At 40.3% G+C, this 23,247-nt stretch carries 24 protein-coding genes, 1 tRNA gene and 1 riboswitch; of the genes, 10 read left to right on the top strand and 15 right to left on the bottom strand.

Going from position 1 to position 23,247, the window contains the following annotated elements:
• Window positions 1-237: 237 nt before the first annotated feature.
• The gene (locus tag IQ264_RS04225; RefSeq protein WP_193978928.1) at window positions 238-1,725 is read right to left on the bottom strand and encodes a hypothetical protein; all 1,488 of its coding nucleotides are present in this window, start codon (window positions 1,723-1,725) and stop codon (window positions 238-240) included.
• A gap of 536 nt (window positions 1,726-2,261) precedes the next feature.
• On the opposite strand from IQ264_RS04225, the gene IQ264_RS04220 reads away from it, so the two are divergent.
• Entirely contained in the window at window positions 2,262-2,621 is a 360-nt protein-coding gene (locus IQ264_RS04220) for a PipX family protein (protein WP_413470329.1), read from the top strand.
• 209 nt (window positions 2,622-2,830) lie between these two features.
• On the opposite strand, the gene IQ264_RS04215 is transcribed toward IQ264_RS04220, so the two are convergent.
• Window positions 2,831-4,222: a malic enzyme-like NAD(P)-binding protein gene (locus IQ264_RS04215; protein ID WP_193978926.1), complete on the bottom strand. Its 1,392-nt coding sequence runs from the start codon at window positions 4,220-4,222 to the stop codon at window positions 2,831-2,833.
• Between the two features lie 309 nt (window positions 4,223-4,531).
• Complete coding sequence (locus IQ264_RS04210) at window positions 4,532-4,672, bottom strand: hypothetical protein (protein ID WP_193978924.1); 141 nt, start codon at window positions 4,670-4,672, stop codon at window positions 4,532-4,534.
• Between the two features lie 215 nt (window positions 4,673-4,887).
• Between IQ264_RS04210 and IQ264_RS04205 the strand changes: the two genes are divergently transcribed.
• On the top strand, window positions 4,888-5,877 hold the full coding sequence (locus IQ264_RS04205; protein ID WP_193978922.1) for an SGNH/GDSL hydrolase family protein: 990 nt from the start codon (window positions 4,888-4,890) through the stop codon (window positions 5,875-5,877).
• A 2-nt stretch (window positions 5,878-5,879) separates the two neighbouring features.
• Here IQ264_RS04205 and IQ264_RS04200 read toward each other — a convergent pair whose 3' ends face one another.
• Window positions 5,880-6,914 carry a Gfo/Idh/MocA family protein gene (locus tag IQ264_RS04200; RefSeq protein ID WP_193978990.1) on the bottom strand — a complete coding sequence of 345 codons (1,035 nt, stop codon included), beginning with the start codon at window positions 6,912-6,914 and terminating at the stop codon, window positions 5,880-5,882.
• 245 nt (window positions 6,915-7,159) lie between these two features.
• Between IQ264_RS04200 and queC the strand changes: the two genes are divergently transcribed.
• Complete coding sequence (queC, locus tag IQ264_RS04195) at window positions 7,160-7,834, top strand: 7-cyano-7-deazaguanine synthase QueC (RefSeq protein ID WP_193978920.1); 675 nt, start codon at window positions 7,160-7,162, stop codon at window positions 7,832-7,834.
• Between the two features lie 217 nt (window positions 7,835-8,051).
• Here queC and IQ264_RS04190 read toward each other — a convergent pair whose 3' ends face one another.
• Both IQ264_RS04190 and IQ264_RS04185 read right to left on the bottom strand, forming a co-directional pair.
• Window positions 8,052-9,557: a hemolysin family protein gene (locus IQ264_RS04190; protein WP_193978918.1), complete on the bottom strand. Its 1,506-nt coding sequence runs from the start codon at window positions 9,555-9,557 to the stop codon at window positions 8,052-8,054.
• Between the two features lie 38 nt (window positions 9,558-9,595).
• Window positions 9,596-10,321 (bottom strand): hypothetical protein, encoded by a 726-nt coding sequence (locus IQ264_RS04185; protein WP_193978916.1) that lies wholly within the window; start codon window positions 10,319-10,321, stop codon window positions 9,596-9,598.
• 162 nt (window positions 10,322-10,483) lie between these two features.
• On the opposite strand from IQ264_RS04185, the gene IQ264_RS04180 reads away from it, so the two are divergent.
• Window positions 10,484-10,556, top strand: a tRNA-Ile gene (locus IQ264_RS04180).
• 96 nt (window positions 10,557-10,652) lie between these two features.
• On the opposite strand, the gene IQ264_RS04175 is transcribed toward IQ264_RS04180, so the two are convergent.
• Window positions 10,653-11,141 (bottom strand): hypothetical protein, encoded by a 489-nt coding sequence (locus IQ264_RS04175; RefSeq protein WP_193978914.1) that lies wholly within the window; start codon window positions 11,139-11,141, stop codon window positions 10,653-10,655.
• 82 nt (window positions 11,142-11,223) lie between these two features.
• Between IQ264_RS04175 and pyrE the strand changes: the two genes are divergently transcribed.
• Window positions 11,224-11,820: an orotate phosphoribosyltransferase gene (gene pyrE / locus IQ264_RS04170; RefSeq protein ID WP_193978912.1), complete on the top strand. Its 597-nt coding sequence runs from the start codon at window positions 11,224-11,226 to the stop codon at window positions 11,818-11,820.
• Window positions 11,821-12,117: 297 nt separating this feature from the next.
• Here the strand turns inward: pyrE and IQ264_RS04165 are convergent, their stop codons facing one another.
• The 4 genes from IQ264_RS04165 to IQ264_RS04150 form a co-directional block, all read right to left on the bottom strand.
• Window positions 12,118-12,609 carry a hypothetical protein gene (locus tag IQ264_RS04165; RefSeq protein ID WP_193978910.1) on the bottom strand — a complete coding sequence of 164 codons (492 nt, stop codon included), beginning with the start codon at window positions 12,607-12,609 and terminating at the stop codon, window positions 12,118-12,120.
• 64 nt (window positions 12,610-12,673) lie between these two features.
• Window positions 12,674-14,059 (bottom strand): phosphomethylpyrimidine synthase, encoded by a 1,386-nt coding sequence (gene thiC / locus IQ264_RS04160; protein WP_193978908.1) that lies wholly within the window; start codon window positions 14,057-14,059, stop codon window positions 12,674-12,676.
• Between the two features lie 7 nt (window positions 14,060-14,066).
• Window positions 14,067-14,160: riboswitch (TPP riboswitch) on the bottom strand.
• Between the two features lie 102 nt (window positions 14,161-14,262).
• Entirely contained in the window at window positions 14,263-14,739 is a 477-nt protein-coding gene (locus IQ264_RS04155; protein ID WP_193978907.1) for a DUF2726 domain-containing protein, read from the bottom strand.
• Window positions 14,739-15,428 (bottom strand): hypothetical protein, encoded by a 690-nt coding sequence (locus IQ264_RS04150; protein ID WP_193978904.1) that lies wholly within the window; start codon window positions 15,426-15,428, stop codon window positions 14,739-14,741. Before IQ264_RS04150 ends, IQ264_RS04155 begins: the two co-directional genes overlap by 1 nt.
• 249 nt (window positions 15,429-15,677) lie before the next feature.
• Here IQ264_RS04150 and IQ264_RS04145 point away from each other — a divergent pair, with 249 nt between their 5' ends.
• The 5 genes from IQ264_RS04145 (at window position 15,678) to IQ264_RS04125 (ending at window position 19,672) form a co-directional block, all read left to right on the top strand.
• Window positions 15,678-15,863: a hypothetical protein gene (locus tag IQ264_RS04145; RefSeq protein ID WP_193978902.1), complete on the top strand. Its 186-nt coding sequence runs from the start codon at window positions 15,678-15,680 to the stop codon at window positions 15,861-15,863.
• 18 nt (window positions 15,864-15,881) lie between these two features.
• A complete protein-coding gene (locus IQ264_RS04140; RefSeq protein ID WP_193978900.1) occupies window positions 15,882-17,378 on the top strand; it encodes a diguanylate cyclase domain-containing protein in 1,497 nt (498 codons plus the stop codon).
• A 63-nt stretch (window positions 17,379-17,441) separates the two neighbouring features.
• Window positions 17,442-17,825, top strand: coding sequence for a hypothetical protein (locus tag IQ264_RS04135; protein WP_193978898.1), 384 nt, complete (start codon window positions 17,442-17,444; stop codon window positions 17,823-17,825).
• Window positions 17,826-17,857: 32 nt separating this feature from the next.
• Window positions 17,858-18,898: a YgfZ/GcvT domain-containing protein gene (locus tag IQ264_RS04130; protein WP_193978896.1), complete on the top strand. Its 1,041-nt coding sequence runs from the start codon at window positions 17,858-17,860 to the stop codon at window positions 18,896-18,898.
• A gap of 234 nt (window positions 18,899-19,132) precedes the next feature.
• Window positions 19,133-19,672, top strand: a complete 540-nt coding sequence (locus IQ264_RS04125) for a hypothetical protein (RefSeq protein ID WP_193978894.1) — start codon at window positions 19,133-19,135, stop codon at window positions 19,670-19,672.
• A 360-nt stretch (window positions 19,673-20,032) separates the two neighbouring features.
• Here the strand turns inward: IQ264_RS04125 and IQ264_RS04120 are convergent, their stop codons facing one another.
• From IQ264_RS04120 to IQ264_RS04105, 4 genes are all read right to left on the bottom strand, one after another.
• Window positions 20,033-20,314 (bottom strand): (2Fe-2S) ferredoxin domain-containing protein, encoded by a 282-nt coding sequence (locus IQ264_RS04120; protein ID WP_193978892.1) that lies wholly within the window; start codon window positions 20,312-20,314, stop codon window positions 20,033-20,035.
• A gap of 56 nt (window positions 20,315-20,370) precedes the next feature.
• Window positions 20,371-21,378 (bottom strand): NAD(P)-dependent alcohol dehydrogenase, encoded by a 1,008-nt coding sequence (locus tag IQ264_RS04115; RefSeq protein WP_193978890.1) that lies wholly within the window; start codon window positions 21,376-21,378, stop codon window positions 20,371-20,373.
• 247 nt (window positions 21,379-21,625) lie between these two features.
• The gene (locus tag IQ264_RS04110) at window positions 21,626-22,600 is read right to left on the bottom strand and encodes a cysteine synthase A (RefSeq protein WP_193978888.1); all 975 of its coding nucleotides are present in this window, start codon (window positions 22,598-22,600) and stop codon (window positions 21,626-21,628) included.
• A gap of 46 nt (window positions 22,601-22,646) precedes the next feature.
• Window positions 22,647-23,231 (bottom strand): Uma2 family endonuclease, encoded by a 585-nt coding sequence (locus IQ264_RS04105; protein WP_193978886.1) that lies wholly within the window; start codon window positions 23,229-23,231, stop codon window positions 22,647-22,649.
• Window positions 23,232-23,247 lie beyond the last annotated feature (16 nt).

Raw genomic sequence — 23,247 nt, 5'->3', positions numbered from 1 at the left:
AGATTATCTGTGAGAAACGCAAACATATCTGCTCTCACCCGCCCCTACTTTCCTGCTCTCACTTATGAGAGATAGCGCCAGTATTACCAAGATACCTCTGCGCTCTGCTTTTATTTCAGAATGCTTCTTGGTTGTACTTTCACGCCGAGCGCAATCTTGATTGTATTCTAACTTACCGATTAGCTAAAGTCTTGCTTGCACTGAGTCAGCTGACTCTGGTGTTTTGATTGTTGGGGTTCATATTTGTTTATAGGGAAGGATTTCTACTGCTTTTGGTGCTGTTCTCTGGCGCAGTTGTCTGGTTTGTTCAATAATTTGTTGCATATCTTCTTGAGATAGGCGTTCGACGTAGTTTATTTTGATTTCTTCGAGCATATCAATCAGTAAGCTCTGAATTCTTTCTATGGTATGTTGGTTTCTTAGTTCTTGGGCGATCGCTTCCCCTAAATGATTTACCAAATTTCCTGATAGTTTCGCACCTACTGGATCTTCGATCGCAGATGTTAAACCTTGATATGTGGCTTGGGAAATTTCGGCAACTAATCTTTCGGTTAATTGTTTGGGTAAGTTGGCTAATCCGGGAATAGCTTGAACACTGCGGTAAGCTGGTAAATTTTGCAGCACGCTTTCTATATTATGCTGGAGTAATAGTTCAATGTCTGGCTGAACTTTAGGAAAAATTCTGTAAACAGCTAATCTGGTAACTATGTTACTAATTTCTGCAACTTCATCGGTATTATTGAGGTCTATATAAGTGCGATTTTGAGATTGAGATAACCAATTTCTTAAATCTCCCTGGCGAATGGAATCTTGGATTTGATTAATTACTCCCACTACCACTACTTCAATAATTTCTTCGGCAAAATTAGCAATAAAAAGCTGGTTAACTTGTCGTTGAAACCTATCAAATCGCTTGATTTCACATTGTTTGAGCCTCATGTAAACTGAAATGATTCTTAAAGGTCGCCAAAATGGTAAGAGGAGGAAAATGTCATACCAACGCCAAAGAATTGCTTCTCGCCAACTTACGCCTTTATTATTGCGACTAATATATATTACTCTTCCGATTAATTCAAGACTAAAAATCAGGAAAAATACCCAATCAATGCGTTCAAAGAAAAAATCAACTGGTTGACCGTTTTCGCCAATGGGACGGAAATAATTAGTTTCAATTAATGGTTGAATTTGTCTTTTAAAATAAGCTAATTCCTCTTCCCAACCTCTTTGTGATAAGAATGAATAGCTCCAAAATTCTCGAAATGATTCTTTAGCAGAGTCATTATCGAGATGCCGTCGCATCCGATTTTTAATTTTTTCTAATGTACCTGTTTTGTTAGCCACTGCAAAAGGATTTGTTTCGATCATTTCTACGCTTTGAAGCTGCAAGTCTGCTAACAATTTTTTTACTTCTGGAGACTGTAAACCTGTTTGTGATATTTGTTGTTTTAGTTGGTCTACTGTATTTAGATAACTTGCTGTGTCTCGATGAGGTTCAATACCTTTAACTGGATCGTACCATTTAGTAATAGGGGGTAAAGGAACGTTAATTGTTAAATTAACCAGTCTGAGATTACCCTGGAGCCAGAAATTACGCCAATATATGTATGTCAGATCAAATATTACTAGTGTGAAGTTGAGTAGGACGATCGCTGCCATCACTCTTTCAAATAACAGTTTTCCAGTTAAGCGTTTCTTTTTAATGGTTAATTTTTGTACTGGGTTCATGATTAATACTCCTAGTAAAAAGGGAAAGAGAAAAGGGTTAGGGGTTGGATATTTCCTTACCCTTTACCCTTTTCCCCTAAAGCAATTAAAGATTTTGCGCCTTGAGCCAAAATCTGGGATTATATACAGTTAAACTTGAGCATTTTCCGGCAACGGTCTACCTTTTGGTTCCGATAAAGCAGTGACGATAATAACAAAACAATATAGAAGATGTCAAAAAAATAAAAATTCAGTGGTGATGATGAAAAAGCAGAATTTATTAATATTGTTGCAAATTTGGGAAAATATAAGCTCTATCTATGAGCTTATCTAGTGCATCTTCCTTTAGCTAGCTAAGATTAACCCTCTACCTAGTCAGGTAGAGTAACTACTATTAAATTTATGAAGTTATTTTATTTTTTTTACTAATAAGTATATATTAATTGCATAAAATTAATATGTGTCTATTGCTATTAAGTCTGGTAAATGGGAAAATAAATTAATTAAGCTTTACAGCTAGCATCTATCTTCAGTAATAATTAAAAAGGTGGTTTCCTTTGGTTATCTTTCACAAAAATAAGTTTAATGCTCTGCTTGATGAGATTAGTCCTCTGAGGGCAAATGTAAGTGAAACTACAGAAAATTACTTAAACCATCCGACTTTTGGTTTACTTTATGGCGTTTGTCCATTGCAAGATAATCAGGAATTGTTCACGACTATTTATGCAATGCGGCTGTTTTTTGTCATTACTATCAATGGTACTGAAATTTTCGTGGAACCTGTGGGACGTGCTGATGCTAGGTTACTAGTAGAAAATTATTTGCGTCAGTTGCGGGGTGTTGGTCAATCACAGGAATATGAGAAAATTCTCAGTAAATATCAGCAAATTTTTCAGGTGAAAACTTTGGCTTTGTAGAGTGCGATCGCAAAATGCGGCTTTAGCTCGATCGAGTACTTTCCGATCGGACTTCTAGCAAAAACGATCGCTCTCAGATTTTTCACCGCAGATTAATGCAGATGAATCAAAATTAAGAATTGATTTGATATCTACAATTCGCCACATCAGGTAGCAGCGAATTGTAGGATGATTACCCAGAAACAGAGTTTTTCCGTGATGCTTTAATATTAAGAACGAGCAACACCTTCTAGACGTGCGGCTTGTTGAACTGCACTCGCAACAGCAGTGGCAACTCGTTTGTCAAACACAGAAGGAATAACTTGTTCTGGACTGAGGTCTGAGGGATTGACTAGGGAAGCAATGGCATAAGCAGCTTCTAAATACATGGTGGTGGTGATGGTGGTGGCGCGACAGTCTAAGGCACCACGAAATACGCCCGGAAAGGCTAAAACATTATTAATTTGGTTTGGGTAGTCGCTGCGACCTGTGGCGATGACGGCAACATCTGAGACAATATATTCGGGCTGAATTTCAGGAATGGGATTAGCCATTGCAAAAACAATTGGGTCTTTTGCCATCGATCGGACCATTTCCGGGGTAAGAACGCCAGGTACGCTAACGCCAAGGAAAATGTCTGCGCCTTGGAGAGCTCCAGCCAGAGAACCTTGGGCTTTGACGGCAAATTCGCGTTTTTCTTCGTTGAGGTCGGTGCGATTTTGGGAGAGAATACCTTTAGAGTCACACATCCAGATAGTTTCTGCGCCTGCTTTTTTCAGTAAGCGGGCAATGGCAATACCAGCTGCACCTGCACCGTTAATGACAATGCGAACTTCTGATAAGGATTTTTTGACTAATTTTAGGGCGTTAATTAAGGCAGCTAAACTAACGATCGCAGTACCATGTTGGTCATCGTGAAATACGGGTATATCTAATTCTTGTCGCAGTCGTCTTTCAATTTCAAAACAACGGGGTGCGGCAATATCTTCTAAATTAATGCCGCCAAAGACTGGGGCAATATTTTTCACGGTTTTAACAATTTCGTCGGGGTCTTGGGTAGAAAGGCAAATGGGGAAGGCATCAATACCTGCAAATTCTTTGAATAACATGGCTTTGCCTTCCATGACAGGTAATGCACCAGCAGGGCCTAAATTGCCTAATCCTAAAACGGCGCTACCATCGGTAACGATCGCCACTGTGTTTTGTTTAATGGTGAGGCTGTAAACTTTTTCTGGGTCTTGAGCGATCGCAGTGCAAATTCTACCTACACCAGGAGTATAAGCCATTGCTAAGTCAGATTGGCTTTTCAGGTGAATTTTGCTGTTGACGCTGAGTTTGCCGCCGCGATGGAGGTTAAAAGTGCGATCGTAAACTTCTAAAATTTTGATATCGGGGAGTGCTTTGACTGCTTGGATAATTTCCTCATCTTGTTCCAAGCTGGCAGCATCAACGGTAATTTCTCGAATTGAAACGTGACGTGATTGCTCGATTAAATCAATTTGTCCTAGATTACCACCAACAGAAGCGATCGCCTGGGTTACACTGGCTAACATTCCAGCCCGGTTAGGTAATTCAATGCGAATAGCCAAACTATAACTAGGATTTGGTGTAAGTTGTACCATATTTTCTTCTTGCCTCAGTTAACGTTGCTTTCTGGTAGTTTGCCCAGAATCTAATATTTTCTGTTACAACGTCCTCAGATTAGAGGAAGAAAAGTTATTTTTTTGTACAAACTCACACCAATTTAATAGTTGCAGGGGTTCTCTGAGCAGGGGAGCTCCAGGAGCAGGGGGGCAGGGGAGCTCCAGGAGCAGAGGAGCAGAGGGGCAGAGGAGCAGAGGAGCAGAGGGGCAGAGGAGCAAGAAAAAGTTCTTAACTCTCTGACTCCCCAAACTCTCTAAAACTCAAAACTCAAAACTCAAAACTCCCTTCTAGCTGACGGCGTAAGCAGAAGTGATTGCCCAAACTATTAAGCCGAGAATTGTACCTAGAACTAGGATTGCTGAAATAGTAACTGCTTTGGGGGTATCGGCTCCCTCGAATTTCATGATGCCACGATTTAAGTCTGTCATAGCCCTGTATATTCCTCCTGTAGAGCGGTGCAAAATTTTAGAAAATAAGGGTTTCAAATAATAAATTAACTAGTTGTTGCTGCCTTCGTCTATTACCTTTTGTTACAAAAACTCAATAATTAACTATATCTTTAGAAAGTTTTTTGTTAGATTTTGGCTTTTTTAGCACTAAAGTGCTGACAACGAACTGAACATTGTTTGGGGAGAAAAGAGTTGTGAAAGAATTGCCGATAGTTTTAGCGGTGGTTTTTGTTGTGTTGTTATTGTTAGAGGTGGGATTACGATCCCGCTTTGGCTTTGGCAATCCGTTAATTTATGTTGCGGATGCAGAGATTGGTTATTTGCTAGCGCCCAATCAGCGAACGCGAAGATTTGGGAATCGAATTGAGATTAATGAGTATTCGATGCGGGGTGAGCAGATTTCTCCGACTCGTAAGGAATCAACTTTGCGGGTATTGTTGCTGGGAGATTCGATCGCAAATGGTGGTTGGTGGACCGATCGAGCTGAGATTTTATCGGCAATGATGGTAAGTCAGTTAAAAGCAACTATTGCTAAAGATGAATTTACGGAAGTGGAAGTTCTGAATGCTTCAGCAAATTCTTGGGGGCCAAGGAATGAGTTAGCTTATTTAAAACGGTTTGGGACTTTTGGGGCGCAAGTGGTGGTGTTGTTAATTAATACTGATGATTTGTTTGCTACTGCGCCTTCTAGTGTGCAGGTGGGACGCGATCGCAATTATCCCGCCAAAAAACCAATGTTAGCATTACAAGAAGTTTTTACTCGCTATGTTTTACCAGCACCAAATATACCGGAATTAGCAACTTTGAATCAGGAACCAGGGGATAGGGTTGGGTTTAATTTAGCAGCAATTGGGGAAATTCAAGCGATTGCAAAATCTAACAACATAAAATTTTTGCTGGCAATGACACCATTATTGCGAGAAGTTGGCTTACCTGGCCCGCGTGATTACGAGATTAAAGAACGCCAACGTCTTACCGAGTTCACTACCAGCAAGCAAATTGTGTATCTGGACTTTTTGCCAGTGTTTAACTCTGCCGAGTCAAAAGAAAGTTTATATAGGGATCATATTCACCTCAGCTATCAAGGTAATTGGCAAGTTAGCCAAGCAATTACTCAATCTATTGGGCAATTATTAGAGCTAAAATCATCAGCCATTACAGACAGGGAAGAAAAACTTGGCTGAATTTACACCTTTGCAGGTGATTGATTATTAATGCGCTCTATCTCTTTCTCATGCCAAACTTGACCATCTAGAGCCATTTGCTCAATTGAGCTTGCTAAACGCAGGGCTTTGAGAGCTTGTTCGCCGCCTACAGAAGGTTGATTGCCGCCACGCACGCAATTGACAAAATGCTCCAATTCTGCATGGAGTGGTTCAATATTGCTGGTGTAAACTTTCTCGATTAGACCATCTTGCCGATAGAGTACCTGACCGTAATCAGTCATGTAGTTGGCGGTAGTTTGGCGATGAATCAGGATTTCGTTATTGAGAAAGTCAGCTTCAGTCAAAGAGTTTTTACAGTGGGCTGCAATGCGGCGGATTTTCCGGTGGGTGACTTTGCTAGCAGTCAGAGTCGCCACTATGCCATTGCTAAAGCCCAAAGTAGCGGTTACATAATCTAAATAGCCAGAATCGGAAGCACGACTACCACTGGCGGTTAATTTCACCACTGGCGCGGCTGCTAATTCCAGTAAGAGGTCTATGTCATGGATCATTAAATCCAAGACTACAGAGACATCGTTAGCTCGGTCTGAGTAGGGACTCATGCGGTGTGCTTCTAGCGCCAGTAATTCTTCAGTCTTCAGTACTTTGCTGAGTTCTTGGAATGCTGGATTAAAGCGTTCAATGTGTCCGACTTGGAGAATGCACCCGGATTCAGCGGCAGCGTTGACTAAGGATTCAGCTTCGCCAATGCTAGCTGCGATCGGTTTTTCAATCAAAACATGAACGCCTGATTGCAGACAGGTCATTCCCACTGAATGATGCAAGCGAGTCGGTACGGCAATGCAAACAGCCTCTACATGAGGCAGCAAGTCGCGGTAATCTTCAAAGAAGCGCACGCGATACTTACTAGCAGTATCTAAGCCGCGTTCTACGTTAATATCTGCGACACCAACTAGTTCCACATCTTTGAGTAGGCTCAAGACACGGGTATGATGTTGTCCCATGTTACCCACACCGATGACCCCGATTCGCAACGGTTCTATATTTCGTTGCATATAAGCATTTGCAAATCTTACGGAGATGCTTTCTTGCACTCTGGTATGCTCCTACACCACGCTCGGTCTTTTTACTTATAGCCGTCAAAAACCATCCAGATGGTAACATAGTGGCTCCATTGATTAAGAATTTATAAGCAGACTCAAAGTTCCTATACAGGTTAGGTTGACCAATAGGAGATTTTATGCTTTAGCGTAAAATGCCGTAAGCCAAAGCTAGAAGGAGTAGCGAGGGAGGAAAAATTGTGAAAGCGGTGATTTTACTATCTGGGGGTTTAGATTCGTCAACTGTGCTATATCAAGCTCTGGCGGATGGGTTCGATTGTTATGCTCTTTCGTTTGATTATCAGCAGCGTCACCGCCGAGAGTTGCTTGCAGCGCAAGAGGTTGCGCGTTTTGCTGGGGTGCGGGAACACCAAGTTGTGAGTTTTGATTTACGGTTGTGGGGAGGTTCGGCGCTGACGGATAATCAGATTGATTTGCCGAGCGATCGATCGCTGACAGAAATGGGACGAAGTATTCCAATTACTTATGTTCCAGCCAGAAATACAATTTTTTTGAGTTTTGCGTTGGGCTATGCAGAAGCGATCGGCGCGTCTAGGGTCTACATTGGGGTAAATGCTTTGGATTATTCTGGTTATCCAGATTGCCGTCCTGACTATATCCAAGCGATGCAGGAAGTTTTTCGTTTGGGAACTAAGCAGGGTCTTGAAAGTGAACCAATTAAAATTGTTGCGCCTTTAATTGATTTAAGAAAGACAGAAATTATTCAATTAGGTAATAGTTTAGGGGTGCCTTGGTCAAAAACTTGGTCTTGTTATGCTGGCGGGGAAAAAGCTTGCGGTGTTTGTGATTCTTGTCGCTTACGTTTGGCAGCTTTTGAGGAATTAGGGTTAAAAGATCCTGTAGATTATTGTTAGTAAATAACTGTTATATCAAAGATTTAATATAAAGATCACTCCGATTCCCAATCTCTATAAAAGCGGGGTTTTCCTTGACTTAAATTTGTAGCAAGGGAGGTTGAACCTCCCAGAACTCGTCCCAGGTTCAACCTGGGAACGAGAAACGAAAAAAGAGGCTCTGCCTCTTAGAATAAAATCTCAGTTGATGTTTATGAACTAGGTTTAGTTTTAGCAATTAATTTGAAGTAATGTCATCGTCAGTGCTTTTGCTAGAGTTCTCGTTTGTCAGAGGCTCGTCTGTTTGATTTACGGTGTTTAATTCGTTGCTATCTTCGATAAAACTTGCAGTTGAGTCAAGGCGACGAACGCGAATTTGATTAAGGCGGGGTCCAGCCGAAGAAACCACAGTAAATTCCAATTTTTTATAGCGTAAACTTTCTCCAACCTGGGGAATTTTTTGGGCTTCATAAAGTAAGAAACCTGCTAAGGTTTGGTATTCATTAGTTAAGGGTAAATTTAAGTCTAGCAATTCGTTGAGTTCTTCTAAATTGATTTGTGCTTGTACCAAAAATGTTTGTTCATCTACGCTTTGAATGATTAAATCTTCGGAATTTTCTGATTCGTTATTATCACCGATTATTTCGGCAATTAAATCGTTAATTGTGACCAATCCAGCTGTACCGCCAAATTCATCAACTACCATTACCATTGGCTGGTGCGATCGCTGCATCATCGGCAACAATTCACTCAATAGTGTATACTCAGGAACAAATCTTACAGGACGAATCCAAGGTTGAATGTGAGTATCTAAATTAAGATTTCCTTGGGCTAAAGGTTCAGCTAATTCGATAAAGTCTATAATTCCCCGAATATCATCTAAAGATTCTCCCATAACTGGGTAGCGCGAGTGACCATTGGCGGCAATTTCATAAAGTAGCATTCGCAAGGTGGCGGTGCTAGGAATAGCGGCAATACTAATTCTGGGAATCATTACCTCTTCGGCTGTAATATCGCCAAATTCAAAGACGTTTCTTAACAGTTCTCTTTGTTCAGCTTCTAAGCCTGTTGATTCGGTTGAAGTGGTGATAATTTGTTGTAATTCTTCGGGGGTAACTGGGGTTCGCCAACCTTGCCCAGTGTAACGAATTCCGACTAGTCTTAATAACAAGCGAGTGGATTGATTTAAAATCCAAATGAAGGGGTTAAAAAAGCGAGCGATCGCTAAACTTGGCGGCCCTAAAAATCTGGCTAATTGTTCAGAATAAAGTAAGGCAACTGATTTAGGGCATAACTCTCCTAAAACTATTTGTAAATAAGCAATTAAGAAAAAAGCTAAGGGAATGGCTAAAGTATGAGCCATTATTTGATTGAGGGATCGGGGTAATGGTAAGCGAGTCAAAAAAGTAGCGACTAAAATCGCCATTGTATTTTCACCAATCCAACCCAAAGCTAAACTAGAAAGGGTAATTCCCAGTTGGGTAGTTGAAAGTAAGCGATCGATACTGCGTTGCAAATCTTGAACTGTTTTTGCCGGAATGTCACCAGAGTTAACTAGTTGGTTAATGCGCGATCGTCGCACCGAAACCATAGAAAATTCAGCAGTAACAAAAAAAGCGTTGATTGCAATTAGCAACAACACTGACAAAATCCGAAATAAAACATCTGACCAAGTTAGAACAGTGGGAACTTGATTACTCAATCCCTGATTGGTCGTTAACAAAACCACAACAGTGGCAAACATTTAAGGAAAAACTATTATTATAAAAAAATGATTTGCAATTAGTTACTAGGTTTGGCAATCGGAATACCAGCAGCTTGCAGACGAATTTTTTGCTCAGGATAATCTGTTAACGTCAAAGAAAGTTGCTCTGCATTCTCTAACACTGAACTCGGAATGTTTACTGTCCCAGTAAATGCCTGACTATTAGCTGGTAATTCTTTTGGCAAGCCTTCTATGTTAGCACTTAAAGGTCTTCCCCAGTTATCAGTAACATCTAAAAAGCTATAAACAAACTGTACTGGTTGAGAGCTTTCATTCTTTAAGCTAACATCCAGCAGTAAAATCCCCTCTTTTTGATGTGTGGATAGAATTTCCAAGACTACACCTTTATCTTTGGTAGTAATAGGAAAACCTGACTGAGTTGGCGGTTTTTGAGCAGCTTCAGCTTTAGCAACCAACTTCTCATCAATATTACTGTCTGCTTGTTTCTTTTCTTTTTCTGGTTTCTCTTGCTTGTCTTTTTCCTGTATCCGAACTTTTACAGTCTTAATGATATCGGCTTCTTTGACAAAAACCAGGGGTTTGGAGGCCAATTGCGAGTCCTTCTGATTCTTTTTGGCTGTTGGTCGAGCATCTGGTTGAGTGACACCTTTGAGAGCTTCCCTACCTAAAGCAAACCCCCAAATTCCACTCAAACAGCCCCCAACAAGCATCAGTGCTAACAAAGTAATTGTCACTACTGCTGTTGGGTTCAATCTTTTGATGGATGTTACGTTTTTCGCCATTTTGCTTCCACTAACGCTCAATTAAACTCAGCTAGCATTAAAGCTTGTCGAATTTACCTGACTGATTATACAATTAAAAAGCTTAACGCTCTGGATATACTTGAAGTGGTATTATAAAATCTATATGAAGCTAGTACCGCTTTGTAGGTAACAGTCTTTTTCCGGCAGTTGGCCGAGCGGATTAGGCAGCGAACTCATAATTCGCCTCAGGCAGGTTCGACTCCTGCACTGCCGATTTTACATTTACCAGAATCAGCACCAGATGTGTGGTAGTAAGGAATTCTGTCCTGCCTTGGTTGGAAATGAGGACTAAAGTCCCTACTACAAAGTTTTACTGTGGAGGTAATCCTTCGTTGTACAGTTCGACTCCCGGAACTGGGTTTGGGTTAATAATCAAACTATTTTGGAGTTGCAATACAGAGGTGTTGTAAGGATTGGGTAAATTTCTAGTTCGCAACACAGGGCCACTAGTATTTTGTAATCTCATGGCTTCTACGTAAAACTCATGAACTGCTTTTGCGTCCTTGGTTATTTCAATTTCTGGGTAAGCGCCTTCAAATAAACTGCCGCCGAAGCCAAAAATGTAGTTAAGTTGTCTGGGCAACAGTTGATCTTCATAAAGTGGCTTATAGTGGCTGAAATAAGCATCATTCATTGCTTCATCTAGAGTGTAACCGCTCAAGGGAAAAGGGTTGACACAATCTATGGTGTTGTAGGTTGTACAATCTACTCCCGGTTGAGCTTTGGCAGTAGTGCCAATTAAACTAGTAGCAGCACTCAGCGTTAATGCTGCTATTAAACTGCTAAGGCGCATGACCATAATTTCACCCTCACTTTTTCCCAAATATTAGCCTATCTTTCAGTCTAAGATCATTGTTGGCTGATTTAGATTAATTACTGTAATGACTAGTGAAATTAAAAGTTCATCTGATTTGACGAGTTTAAGGCAGCAACTCTTAGATTTATTTTGTCAGTTGGCGTATCAATCTGGGGATTTTGTGCTGTCTTCAGGACAAAAGAGTTCTTATTATATCAATGGTAAACAGGTAACTTTACATCCTGAAGGTGCTTTGGCGATCGGACGTTTGCTTCTAGCAATGTTACCGGAAGATACTCAAGCTGTTGCTGGGTTAACTTTGGGTGCCGATCCGATCGTATCAGCTGTAAGCGTAGTTTCTGCTTTGGAAAATCGTCCAATTCCCGCTTTAATTGTTAGAAAAGAAGCTAAAGGTCATGGTACTAAAGCTTACGTTGAAGGGCCAAATTTACCCGATGGTGCAAAGGTGGTAGTTTTGGAAGATGTGGTGACAACTGGACAGTCAGCAATGAAGGCGGTGGAGAGATTGCGCCAAGCTGGTTACACTGTGGAAGAAGTGATTTCTTTGGTGGATAGAAAGCAGGGTGGTGCGGAGTTTTATCAGTCTGTTGGGTTGAAGTTTTCGGCGGTTTTTGGCATTGAGGAAATTCAAAGTCGGGCGCAGGAATTAGTGGGTCGTTAGTTATTGGTCATTGGTCGTTAGTATTAGATTTGTGGTGAGAGTTTGCGATCGTTTTTTTGAACGCAGATGAATGCAGATGAACGCAGATGAACGCAGATGTTTTTCTAGATTTTTGGTGGGCTGCATAAATTTGATTTTAACCACAGATGTCCACAGATGAACACAGATGAACACAGATGTTCTTCTAGGTTTTTGGTGGGGTAGTAATGGCTAATGACCAATGACTGATGACTACTTTAATTACAAGATTTTCATTAAGATCTGCATTTGCCTGAAAGCGAGTAGTCATATTTTCAATTAATTGAATTTATTCCATTCATAAACTAACGCATAACTGCGAATAAAATTTTCGTCTATTGGACGATCATCCGAAAGTTTTATTAACTCAGTTTGCATAAAAGGCGAGGTCAATTTGCGGCAGTGGGAAATTACATAGAGAGTTTGAACGCCTACTTCTCCGTCCTCTTTCTCCCATAAACCTTCTTCCTGAGTAGATTCTAAACAATTAGTAAGTAACTCTTTGGTTTTAGGGTTATCTGCTTGCGGTTCTAATAATACTTCTTCTAAAATAGCTTCATATTGAACTAATTTTTCCTCACCGGGTACAAAGTAAATTTTACAAAAACTGTGAGTTTTTACTGCTAATTCAGCTGATGTCCATTTTAAATAAGAACGAAAGGTAATAGGTTGCCGAGGATTTTTCTTGATCGCATCTTCAAGGTGCTGCTGATAATTGCGAGTAAATACAGCACAATTGGGAGTAACCTTAATTTTGGCTTGTAAATCCATTTCTTTTTACCAATATAAAGAATATAAAAGATTAGGGTGGGATTTTTCCCACCCTACTTTAATTTTAGATGCTAGGAACTGCTACAGATTCCTGATCTTTTGCCAAGAATTTCTCTAATTCTTCCAATGCTTCGGCATCAACTTTTGTTTGCATGGGGCAGAATTTTGGCCCACACATTGAGCAGAATTCGGCGGTTTTGTAGATGTCTGCTGGTAAGGTTTCGTCGTGGTATTCTTTGGCCCGATCGGGATCTAATGCCAACTCAAATTGACGATTCCAATCGAAATTATAACGGGCTTTGGAGAGTTCGTCATCGCGATCGCGTGCTCCCGGACGATGACGCGCAATATCCGCAGCATGGGCAGCAATTTTATATGCAATTAACCCATTTCTCACGTCTTCTGCATTCGGTAAACCTAAATGTTCTTTAGGCGTTACATAACACAGCATTGCAGTACCATACCAACCAGCCATTGCTGCCCCGATCGCAGAAGTGATATGGTCATAACCAGGCGCAATATCTGTCACCAATGGCCCTAAAACATAGAAAGGTGCTTCGGAACACTCTTCCATTTGTTTCTTCACATTAAACTCAATTTGATCCATCGGTACATGACCTGGCCCTTCGACCATTACTTGCACGTTATGTTCCCAAGCTTTGCGAGTTAATTTGCCAAGGGTTTTTAATTCTGCAAGTTGGGCAGCATCGGAAGCATCATGGGTACAACCAGGGCGCAAAGAATCACCTAAACTAAAAGAAACATCATATTTCTTGAAGATTTCAATGATGTCTTGGTAGTGAGTATAAAGAGGATTTTGTTTGTGATGATGCAGCATCCATCTAGCAATAATTCCACCACCACGAGAAACAATTCCTGTAATTCTGGATTTTACCAAAGGCAAGTATTCTATTAAAATACCTGCGTGAATTGTCATGTAATCAACGCCTTGTTGAGCGTGTTTTTCAATCACATGAAGAAAGTCATCAGGGGTAAGATTTTCCATCTTTCCGTGAACGCTTTCTAATGCTTGATAAATTGGCACTGTTCCAATGGGAACAGGCGAAGCTTTAATAATAGCGGTGCGAATTTCATCTAAGTTTCCGCCACCTGTGGATAAGTCCATCACGGTGTCAGCACCATATTTAACCGACAATTTCAGCTTATTGACTTCTTCTTCAATATTAGAAGAATTGGGCGAAGCACCAATATTGGCATTAACTTTACACTTGGAGGCGATGCCAATACACATCGGCTCTAAGTTAGTGTGGTTAATGTTAGCCGGGATAATCATCCGTCCCCTTGCTACTTCATCCCGAATTAACTCAACTGGGAGATTTTCCCGTTGGGCGACGTAGTGCATTTCTTCGGTAATGACACCCTGACGGGCGTAGTGCATTTGAGAGACATTAGCTTCCCCACGCCGCTTGGCGACCCATTCTGTTCGCATATTTGATTCCTCGAATAAACAGCTTCCCTCCGCTGGTATTACCCAGTCTCAGGTACTAAGGGTCTAATCTCAGCCCACAAAGGGCACCCCTAGCTTGGATGTTGATTGTATCACCTTGGATTGGTGGTGAGTTAGGGTACGTTAGGAAAAATTTATAAAATGGGTAGGAATGGTAATTAGTATGTCAAGTTTCGCTTTTATAATTACCAAGCTACTAATTTCATTTGATTTTCCGCAGGTAGCTGGCAATGTTTTCTAATGAGTAATTCGGCTTTTTCCCTTCCTTTTCCTGTGAATAAGTTGAAAATTGTTTGTTCATCTGGGGAGGAAAGATGTAATAAACCAAAGTCTTTTATCCGTGAGTAAATTAGGGGAACTCTGGCGAGATGGAGTAAGGTGGCTTTTTTGCGATCGCGCTCCCTAGCGTCTGTGTTATCGTGATATGAAGATTGAAACTCTACAACTAAACAAGGTCTATAATCAAAGTCTGTTATTAAAGCATCTACATTAGAACTAAAGAAAAATTTTCTTAAGTCCCAGTCAATTGGTCTGTCTATTTCACAAAATTGAGATAAACTAACCTGTGTGTGGATTTTATAATTTGCTTCTACACAAATTTGGATAAATTCAAGCATTCTTTCTTCGTATGGATTAACCAATCTTTTGATTTTGATAGACATTACTGTTGCTCCATTAAAATTCTTGCAAAACTAGTAATAAACTCTCGTAATACTTCTTTTGAACTGATAGATACTTGCCATACGTATGGAAAAAGTTTGTCTTCTGTTAGTATTAGATAAGTTTGACTAGCAGCAAATTTTTCTATGCTAAAGTCTTTTGGTTTTAGAGAACTTATCTCCCCTGAAAAATAGTTGTCGTAATAAAGTTTAAATACACCTGTAGTGTCCCCCTCAAAAACAGATGGGTATTGGTCTTGTATTGACTGCAAAAATACATCTTCTTTGCTGGGAATAATCCAAATTATTCCTAATGTGCTAAATTCATATTCTAAGTTATAAAAACTTTCATCTGAATCTGCCAATCCACATACCAAGCATTCCTCTATTTTTAAGCTTTCTTGCTCTAAAATATCTTTAGTTATAGAAATATTTAAACTTTCTTTTCTCTCGGAAAGAACAAGTTGATAACGTTTATCACCTTTTCCGGGGTTTTTAAGGCGATAGCCTACATATTGAGATGTCCTTTTTTCCTCAAACTTCTCGTAAAAACCCATTTGAGTTAGCAGACTGATAGCCAAAGACAGCAAATCTTCGCCACCTTGAATCACTTGGATATTTGTCGAAACTAAACGGGGAATACCGTTTTCTACCTCAAAACGCTGGATGACATCGTAGATAATCTTGGACATTTGCCGATTCCCAAAAACCTTGGCTAAGATTCTTGGATATAGCATAGCTGTTATTTTGGACTTTGCCAAGAGTCTTAGCTAAGATTTTTAGATTTTGTTGGAAAGAGCAACCCCTAAAGAGGTAGCAAAATCATCAAACGCTATACTCTATCTGTAAAACAGGCAGATGCACCAATGACAGACAACGAAATCATCCACCTTTGGGGAATGAGGAGAGAACCGCAGGGTTAACGTCTAGAGGGGTTGTAAGTGGAACGAAAAACTTGTGACTTCTATCACGGGGAAAAAGGCGATTCACTCACAATAAATCTAAGGTTTATCGCACGTTATTTATACCTAATTGTCACAGGAATTGAACTCGGCTCATCACTTGAGCGGCTGGCTAAACAAGGAATACTGTTAAGCATCCTCAATTTCGTACTAACAGATACCTAAATGGTCAGTAAATTCTCCATGTCGCAAACTAGATTTACCACTCAAAAAAACCCACCTGCTAAATCTGGGTTGGTTTTTATTATAGGCAATAATGCTAATAATTTTGATTTGTTGTCCAAATTATTAACGGAATCTCGGTTTAATGTAGTGGTAGCAAAAAGTACTGATTCAGCTATTTATAAAGCTGAATATGCACGACCAGACTTGATGATTTTGGATATTACAGAACCAGATTTTGAAGGCATAAAAGCTTGTCAATTATTAAAAAAACACAAAATAACTGAAGATATTCCTTTGATTTTGCTTTCTGACCTTGCTCATCAAGCGGAGAAAATTAGATGTTTGGAAATTGGTGCAGTTGATTATATCAATAAACCAATTCAGCCAGAAGAAGTTTTAGTCCGAGTCAGAAATAATATAACTATTTACCAGTTGCAAAAACAAGTGAATGAGCAAAATTTACGCATTCAACATCAAATGGCTATTCAGAACTTAATTGGGATAATGCAAGAGAGAATTTGTCAGTCTGCTACATTAGACGAAATTCTCAAACATACGGTTAATGAACTCCGAATAATTTTGCGAAATGAGCAGATATCAGTTTATCAATTTGAGGATTACTCTAACTATACAATAGATTTTGATTCCATAAACTTAAAGGATATTCCCAGGTCAAATACTACAACAAAGTCTGGCAGACAAGACAATTACCAAGAAACGAAAATGGGAGTTAATACTGCTATTAATAGCTCTCAAAATCAACTACAATATCGAGGTAAAAGTCAGCCTAATTTAATATTTCCGATTCGACAGGGAGGCAAAATATGGGGATTTTTAATTATCGAAAATCTGTTACGAAAATATGATGAGCAAGAATTAGAGATGGAGTTACTCAAGCAGTTGGCAAGACAGATAGGAATAACTATTCAACAAGCTCAGCTCTATGAAAAATTACAAACGGTTAATGAAGAATTACATCGCTTGGCGACTTTAGATACTTTAACTCAATTAGCAAATCGGTATTGGTTTAATATATATCTTAGCCAAGAATGGCAACATTTATTAATTGAGGAGACTCAAGGATTCAGGTTTAAAGGGAATTCAAATTGTTTATCTTTGATTATGTGTGATGTGGATTACTTTAAGCTTTATAATGATACTTACGGTCATTTGACGGGGGATTTTTGTTTAGAGGAAGTGGCAAAAGCGATTCGAGAAACTGTGAATCGTCCCGCTGATTTGGTGGCGCGTTATGGTGGAGAAGAGTTTGCGGTGATTTTGCCAAATACAAATCCAGAAATGGCGTTTGATATTGCAGAGAAAATTCGGGCTAAAGTCAAAGGGTTACAAATTACCCATAGTCAATCACCTATCAGCCAATATGTTACTCTCAGTTTGGGAGTGTCGAGCATTGTTCCTCATCAAGAGTCTTCGCCAGAAGAGTTGATTGCGACGGCTGATAGGGCGCTGTATCGGGCAAAACAAGAGGGACGCGATCGCACTTATCTCTTATAGTGGGTTACAATGCACCTCTTAGGAGTGATAGTCTGAAAACTATTCCCATCCAAATAGATACCAATGAAACCGAAAATTACTAATATGGTTGCATGGCAGCAAGCTGAGTTGTTGATGCAGCCCGCCTATCTCCGTATTGTTGATAATCTTCGTAAACAGTTGGAAGAATCTGCTTGGAAAGGTACTTATGAGGAAGTGCAAAGCCCTTATCCGGGCTATTTACTGCGTTTACAACATAAAGATCGGGAATTTAGTATAAATTTGTGGGAACTTTGCTTCCAGGTGTGCTTTTTGGAGTACCCACCTACTCATTCGGAACTAGAAAGCCAAGATGTTCAGATTGATACTAGTTTAATTGATAAAACTGGGGATATAGATTGGGAAAGGTTGGAGGAGAAAACTCAACGGATAATTGAAGAGATATTTACAAATTTACCCGCTAGTTAGTAAACTTTTTATCCTAGAGGTAGGAGAGGATAATGCAACATTTACATGATATTCAAGTGGCTGCTGGCGCAAATATTATAGATGGAATAGCTGTTAGTTTTGGGAATGAGTTGGATGCTTTGTTGGCGGCTAGGGAAGGGGTGGCTTTGTGCGATCGATCTCACTGGGGTAGAATTTTAGTCAGCGATGACGATCGATTGCGCTTTTTACACAATCAAAGCACCAATGATTTTCAATCTTTAAAACCTGGTGCAGGTTGCGATACAGTTTTTGTTTCTTCTACAGCCAGAACAATTGATTTAGTTACTGCTTATGTTTTAGAAGATGCAGTATTGCTTTTAGTTTCGCCAAATCGTCGGGAATATTTGCTGCAATGGTTGGATAAATATATCTTTTTTGCTGATAAGGTAAAACTGAAAGATATTACTAATGATACTGCTACTTTTAGTTTAATTGGGCTAGAAAGTCAGCGAATTGTTAAAGAGTTGGGTGCAGAAGAAATCATTAATCAAACTTATAGTAATCACCAATTATTTAAGTTAGAAAATATTGAATTTCGAGTTGCTATCGGTAGTGGTTTAGCAATTCCCGGCTATACTTTAATTGTTGCTGCTGAGTATGCGGCGAAGTTATGGAAAAAGTTAGTAGAATTAGGTGCAGTTCCTTTGGGTGAAAAAGGTTGGGAACAGTTAAGAATTACTCAAGGAAGACCGATTCCAGACCAAGAATTAACTGATGATTATAATCCTTTAGAGGCGGGTTTGTGGCAAACAATCTCTTTTACTAAGGGATGTTATATTGGTCAGGAAACTATTGCTAGGTTGAACACTTATAAAGGTGTAAAACAGCAACTTTGGGGAATTCGTTTAGCTGCGCCTGTAGAAGTGGGAAGTGCGATCGCTTTGGATGATGAAAAGGTAGGGAAACTTACGAGTTTTACCGAAACTGAACAGGGTTATTTTGGGTTAGGTTATGTGCGAACAAAAGCTGGTGGGGAAGGTTTAAAAGTGCGAGTTGGAGAAGTGGAAGGTGAAGTTGTCGAAGTTCCATTTTTGACGCGAGAAGCACAGTAGCCAACCTACAAAGCGTAACTACTCAGTTTTTTTAGAAAACTTTATGACTGAATATAAATTTTCTAAAAAATTATTTAATTTAAAAAAATTTGACATAAATTAATAAATTATATACTCATTTATTCATAATTAATGTCAATAACTTCTATAAACAACCTGGTAAAATTCACTGGAAAGAAATACCAAACCGCTCTCTGTGGTTGTTATTTCCAGATTAAGAAAGAGGTTAACATTATGACGATAGGTGGACTTTTTCCGCCAATTGGTTTGGTGATCCGATGCAGTCAGTACGCAGTCAACGTACCCTTACAAGTGAACGTCCTGGGACTAGTTACGCTGGACTTCAAGGGAGGGTTCGATGTGCGAGTAGAGAAGCCCACTTCAGAAGGTCTCGGCGGTCTCAAGCTAAAGATTCTCGCCTACGAGATCTCGGCTGATAGTCCTGTACTTGGCCGGGTTACCATCAGTTGGGCTGATATCGAGACGACACCGCTCAGCACACTCGTAATCATCAAAAGTCTCCCTCCGACCTTCCAGAATACGTTATATCTGGATTTCACTATGACGATCGAGAAGCCGCCCGGAGGCGGTCCGCCCTTGGTGCTGTCGAACACTAAGACGGCTGAGCATTTGAACAACAAACTCCCGATGTTTCCGCCGCAGGGTAACGTTTACCAGCTGGCAGCACCCGTTGACCTCGCGCCTATTGGTGCGCCGTCCCAGGTCGTCGCCCAGCTCCAGCAGTTACCCATGACAGTTACGCACAACCCGTAACAAACCAGACTGGGGGCTGTCACCGTTGAGATAGTAGCCCGGAATTAACATCTTCACAGATCTAAAGCAACGGTGATTCCTAATACTCACGACTTAGGTTTCTGCTTCATAGCAACTGCCCCCATTCTCGAAAGAATCTTGATCTTACGTTCGCTCTACAGACTGAAACGGCAAGCCCTGCTGCTATTTTTTTTTGCTTATTCCCTAGATAGAAAAAGATATTTTTCTATACTCTCCTTAAGACTGATTTATCGCTACCGGAAAGCGAAGCATTTAAATTTAAAATTTAGGCTGATGGGGAGAGGGATTGAAAGTTTTGCCTAACACCAAAAATATAGAATTTAGATGCGCTTTAGCTTATTATTTGGGATGAAACTTAGCATAAAGCATTGCTACAACTGGTTTATCATTTTTTAAATGTCTTTCAACTACTGCGGGTACTTCATCTGGATGTACGCGATTGTACCAAATATGTTCCGGTTCAACTAATACCATCGGGCCATTACCACATTGTCCTAAACAGGTACTGGCGATAATATTAACGTCGGGTACAGGATGCGCTAAAAAAGCTGCTAAAACTTTTGCAGCGCCTAGTTTTCGACAGGCTTTACTTTGACAAATTAAAACTGTTTTTGCAGACATTTCTATCGAGTAGGTTGAGCGATCAAAAACCCAACCTACTTCGATTTTGCCTCAATTTAGCTAACTTTGAGAACAGCACGATAGCGAACTTTATTCTCGCGGACTTTTTGCATTGCTTCGTTAGCTTGTTGCAAAGGGAAGGTTTCAATGATAGGCTTTATGCCAAAGCGATCGGCAATTGAAAGCATTTCCACAATCATCGCTCTTCCGCCAATGGGAGAAGCCATCACTCGACGACGCTTGTTAAGTAATAGGGACATTGGTAGCGTCAAAGGTGCATCAGGAACCCCTACTAAAGTTAAAGTTCCATCAGAATTGAGATACTCTATGTAAGCTGCCCAATCCAAGGATGTGGGAACTGTGCTAATAATAATGTCGAGTAGGCGTGTTGGTGGTGGTGGCGACTCTCCGGGAGGAACGACAACCACATGATTTGCACCCAATTGATGGGCGAATTCTGCTTTATCCTGAGAAGTAGTAAAAACGGTGACGCTATTGCCTAATTTACTAGCAAATTGCACCGCTAAATGTCCCAGTCCGCCAATGCCAATTATGCCAATCTCTTGACCGGAACTCATGCCACCATAGCGCAAGCCTGAGTATACTGTAATCCCCCCACAGAGTAATGGCCCTGCGGCTTCCGTTTCTATGCCTTTAGGAATAGGAAAAGCAAACCGCGAGTCTAATTTTACGTAATCTGCAAAACCGCCATAACCTTCGACAATTAAACCTTGGTTTTGGTCGCAAAGATTTTCGTTACCTTTGAGACAATCAGGACATTGTAAGCAGGATGACATTTGCCATCCTATACCAATGCGATCGCCAATTTTCAAATGTTTTACTTGCGAACCTAACTCTACCACTTCCCCAATCACTTCATGTCCGGGAACTAAAGGATAACGCGAGTTTCCCCAATCGTTATCTATCATGTGAATATCAGAGTGGCAAATGCCGCAAGCTAATACTTTAATTAAACAGTCGTAGTCTTGCAATTCTCCAGGGTCGAAGCTGTAATCTTTTAAGGATTCGCCTGTTTGGTATGATGCTAAAGCGTTAATTTTCATTATTTAACCGCAGATGTAGGTGATAGCCTTCCCGTAGGTACGCAGATGTTTATCGGGATTTTTTGTGGGGTGCAAAATCTTGTTTTTTACCACAGATGTCCACAGATAAACACAGATGAACACAGATGTTTATGAGAGTTTTTTGTGGGATGCGAAAATCTCTTTTTTAACCGCAGATGAAAGCAGATTAACGCAGATTAACGCAGATGTTCATGAGAGTTTTTTGTTGGATAGAAATGACTAATGATTAGTCTGGTGATAGTCCTTTTGAGGCTAGCCATTCTTGATTGTACAATCGTGATTGATAACGGGAACCACCATCGCAGAGTATGGTAACTATTGTATGTCCAGGGCCTAATTTTTTGGCAATGGCGACAGATGCACCAACGTTAATGCCTACAGAACCTCCCATAAATAAGCCGTCTTTTCGTAATAATTGGTAAATTACCCGAATCGCTTCTTTGTCATCAATTTGAAGGGCATCATCGATCGGTACGCCTTCCATATTAGCTGTGACCCGACTGTTACCAATCCCTTCTGTGATAGAACTACCTTCAATTTTAATTTCTCCAGTTTTGGCATAACTGTACAATCCACTTCCCATTGGATCTGCCAAAATAGTTTTAACATTGGGATTTTGGTCTTTGAGAAACATCGACACACCCGCATAAGTTCCACCTGTTCCAGTAGCGCAAGTGAAAGCATCAATTTTTCCGTCTGTTTGCTCCCAAATTTCTTTTCCGGTAGTCTCGTAATGGGCAAGTCTATTCGCTAGATTATCAAATTGATTTGCCCAAATCGCGTTTTCCATTTCCGAGGCAATTCTGCCGGAAAGTCTAACATAATTGTTCGGGTCTTTGTAGGGTACGGCAGGAACGGGACGAACTTCTGCACCTAATGTTCGCAATGCGTCCATTTTTTCCTGAGATTGGGTGTCTGGGATAATAATCAGGCATTTGTAACCTTTGGCGTTGCAAATATGCGCTAGTCCAATACCTGTGTTTCCCGCAGTTCCTTCAACAACTGTACCCCCAGGCTTGAGTAAGCCTTTCTCTTCTGCTTCTTTAATAATATAAAGTGCGGCGCGGTCTTTCACCGAACCCCCTGGATTGAGAAATTCTGCTTTTCCCAGGATTTCGCAACCTGTTTCTTCGCTGAAACTATCTAACCGAATTAGTGGTGTATTGCCAACGGTGCCGATAAAGCCGTTTTTGATGTCCATTTTTGAATTTACCTTAATTCTCCTTTAAAAATTTTGACTTATATTCTTACCAAACTTTACTCAAATTTAAAATAAATCCAGGTAAAACTGGATCTCCGCTGATAGTTGCCGGATTATCTAAAATTTCTACTTCTTGATGGGGACGATAAATATAAACTTGATGATTCTTTCTATCAATTAACCAGCCTAACTGTACTCCTGGTTCTCTCATATATTCTGCCATCTTTTCTTGCAGAGGTTTCAGATTATCTGAAGGCGACCTTAATTCAACTACAAAGTCTGGACAAATTGGCGCGAATTTTTGTTGCTGTTCTGAGGTTAAACTATTCCACCTTTCTAATTTTATCCAAGAAGCGTCTGGCGATCGATCTGCCCCCGTCGATAAAGTAAATCCTGCACTGGAAGAAAACGCAATCCCAGTACCATCTTCATCTGCCCAATTCATCAATTGCTGAATTATTCTAGCTTCTCGATTTCCTGAATCTGAACCCGTCGGCGGCATTATTAACAATTCTCCAAACTTGTTCCTTTCAATCTGCAAATCACGATTTATTTGACAGAACTCAAAAAATTGCTCATCTGTCATTTGCAACTGTGGCGGCATCCGCAATACTATAGGCTCGGAAAGCATGATTAATTTCCTCGAC

Source organism: [Phormidium] sp. LEGE 05292, assembly GCF_015207735.1.
Classification (GTDB): Bacteria; Cyanobacteriota; Cyanobacteriia; order Cyanobacteriales; family Aerosakkonemataceae; genus Floridanema.
Note: the sequence above shows the minus strand (reverse complement) of the source record. Positions and strands in the feature narration are given on the sequence as shown.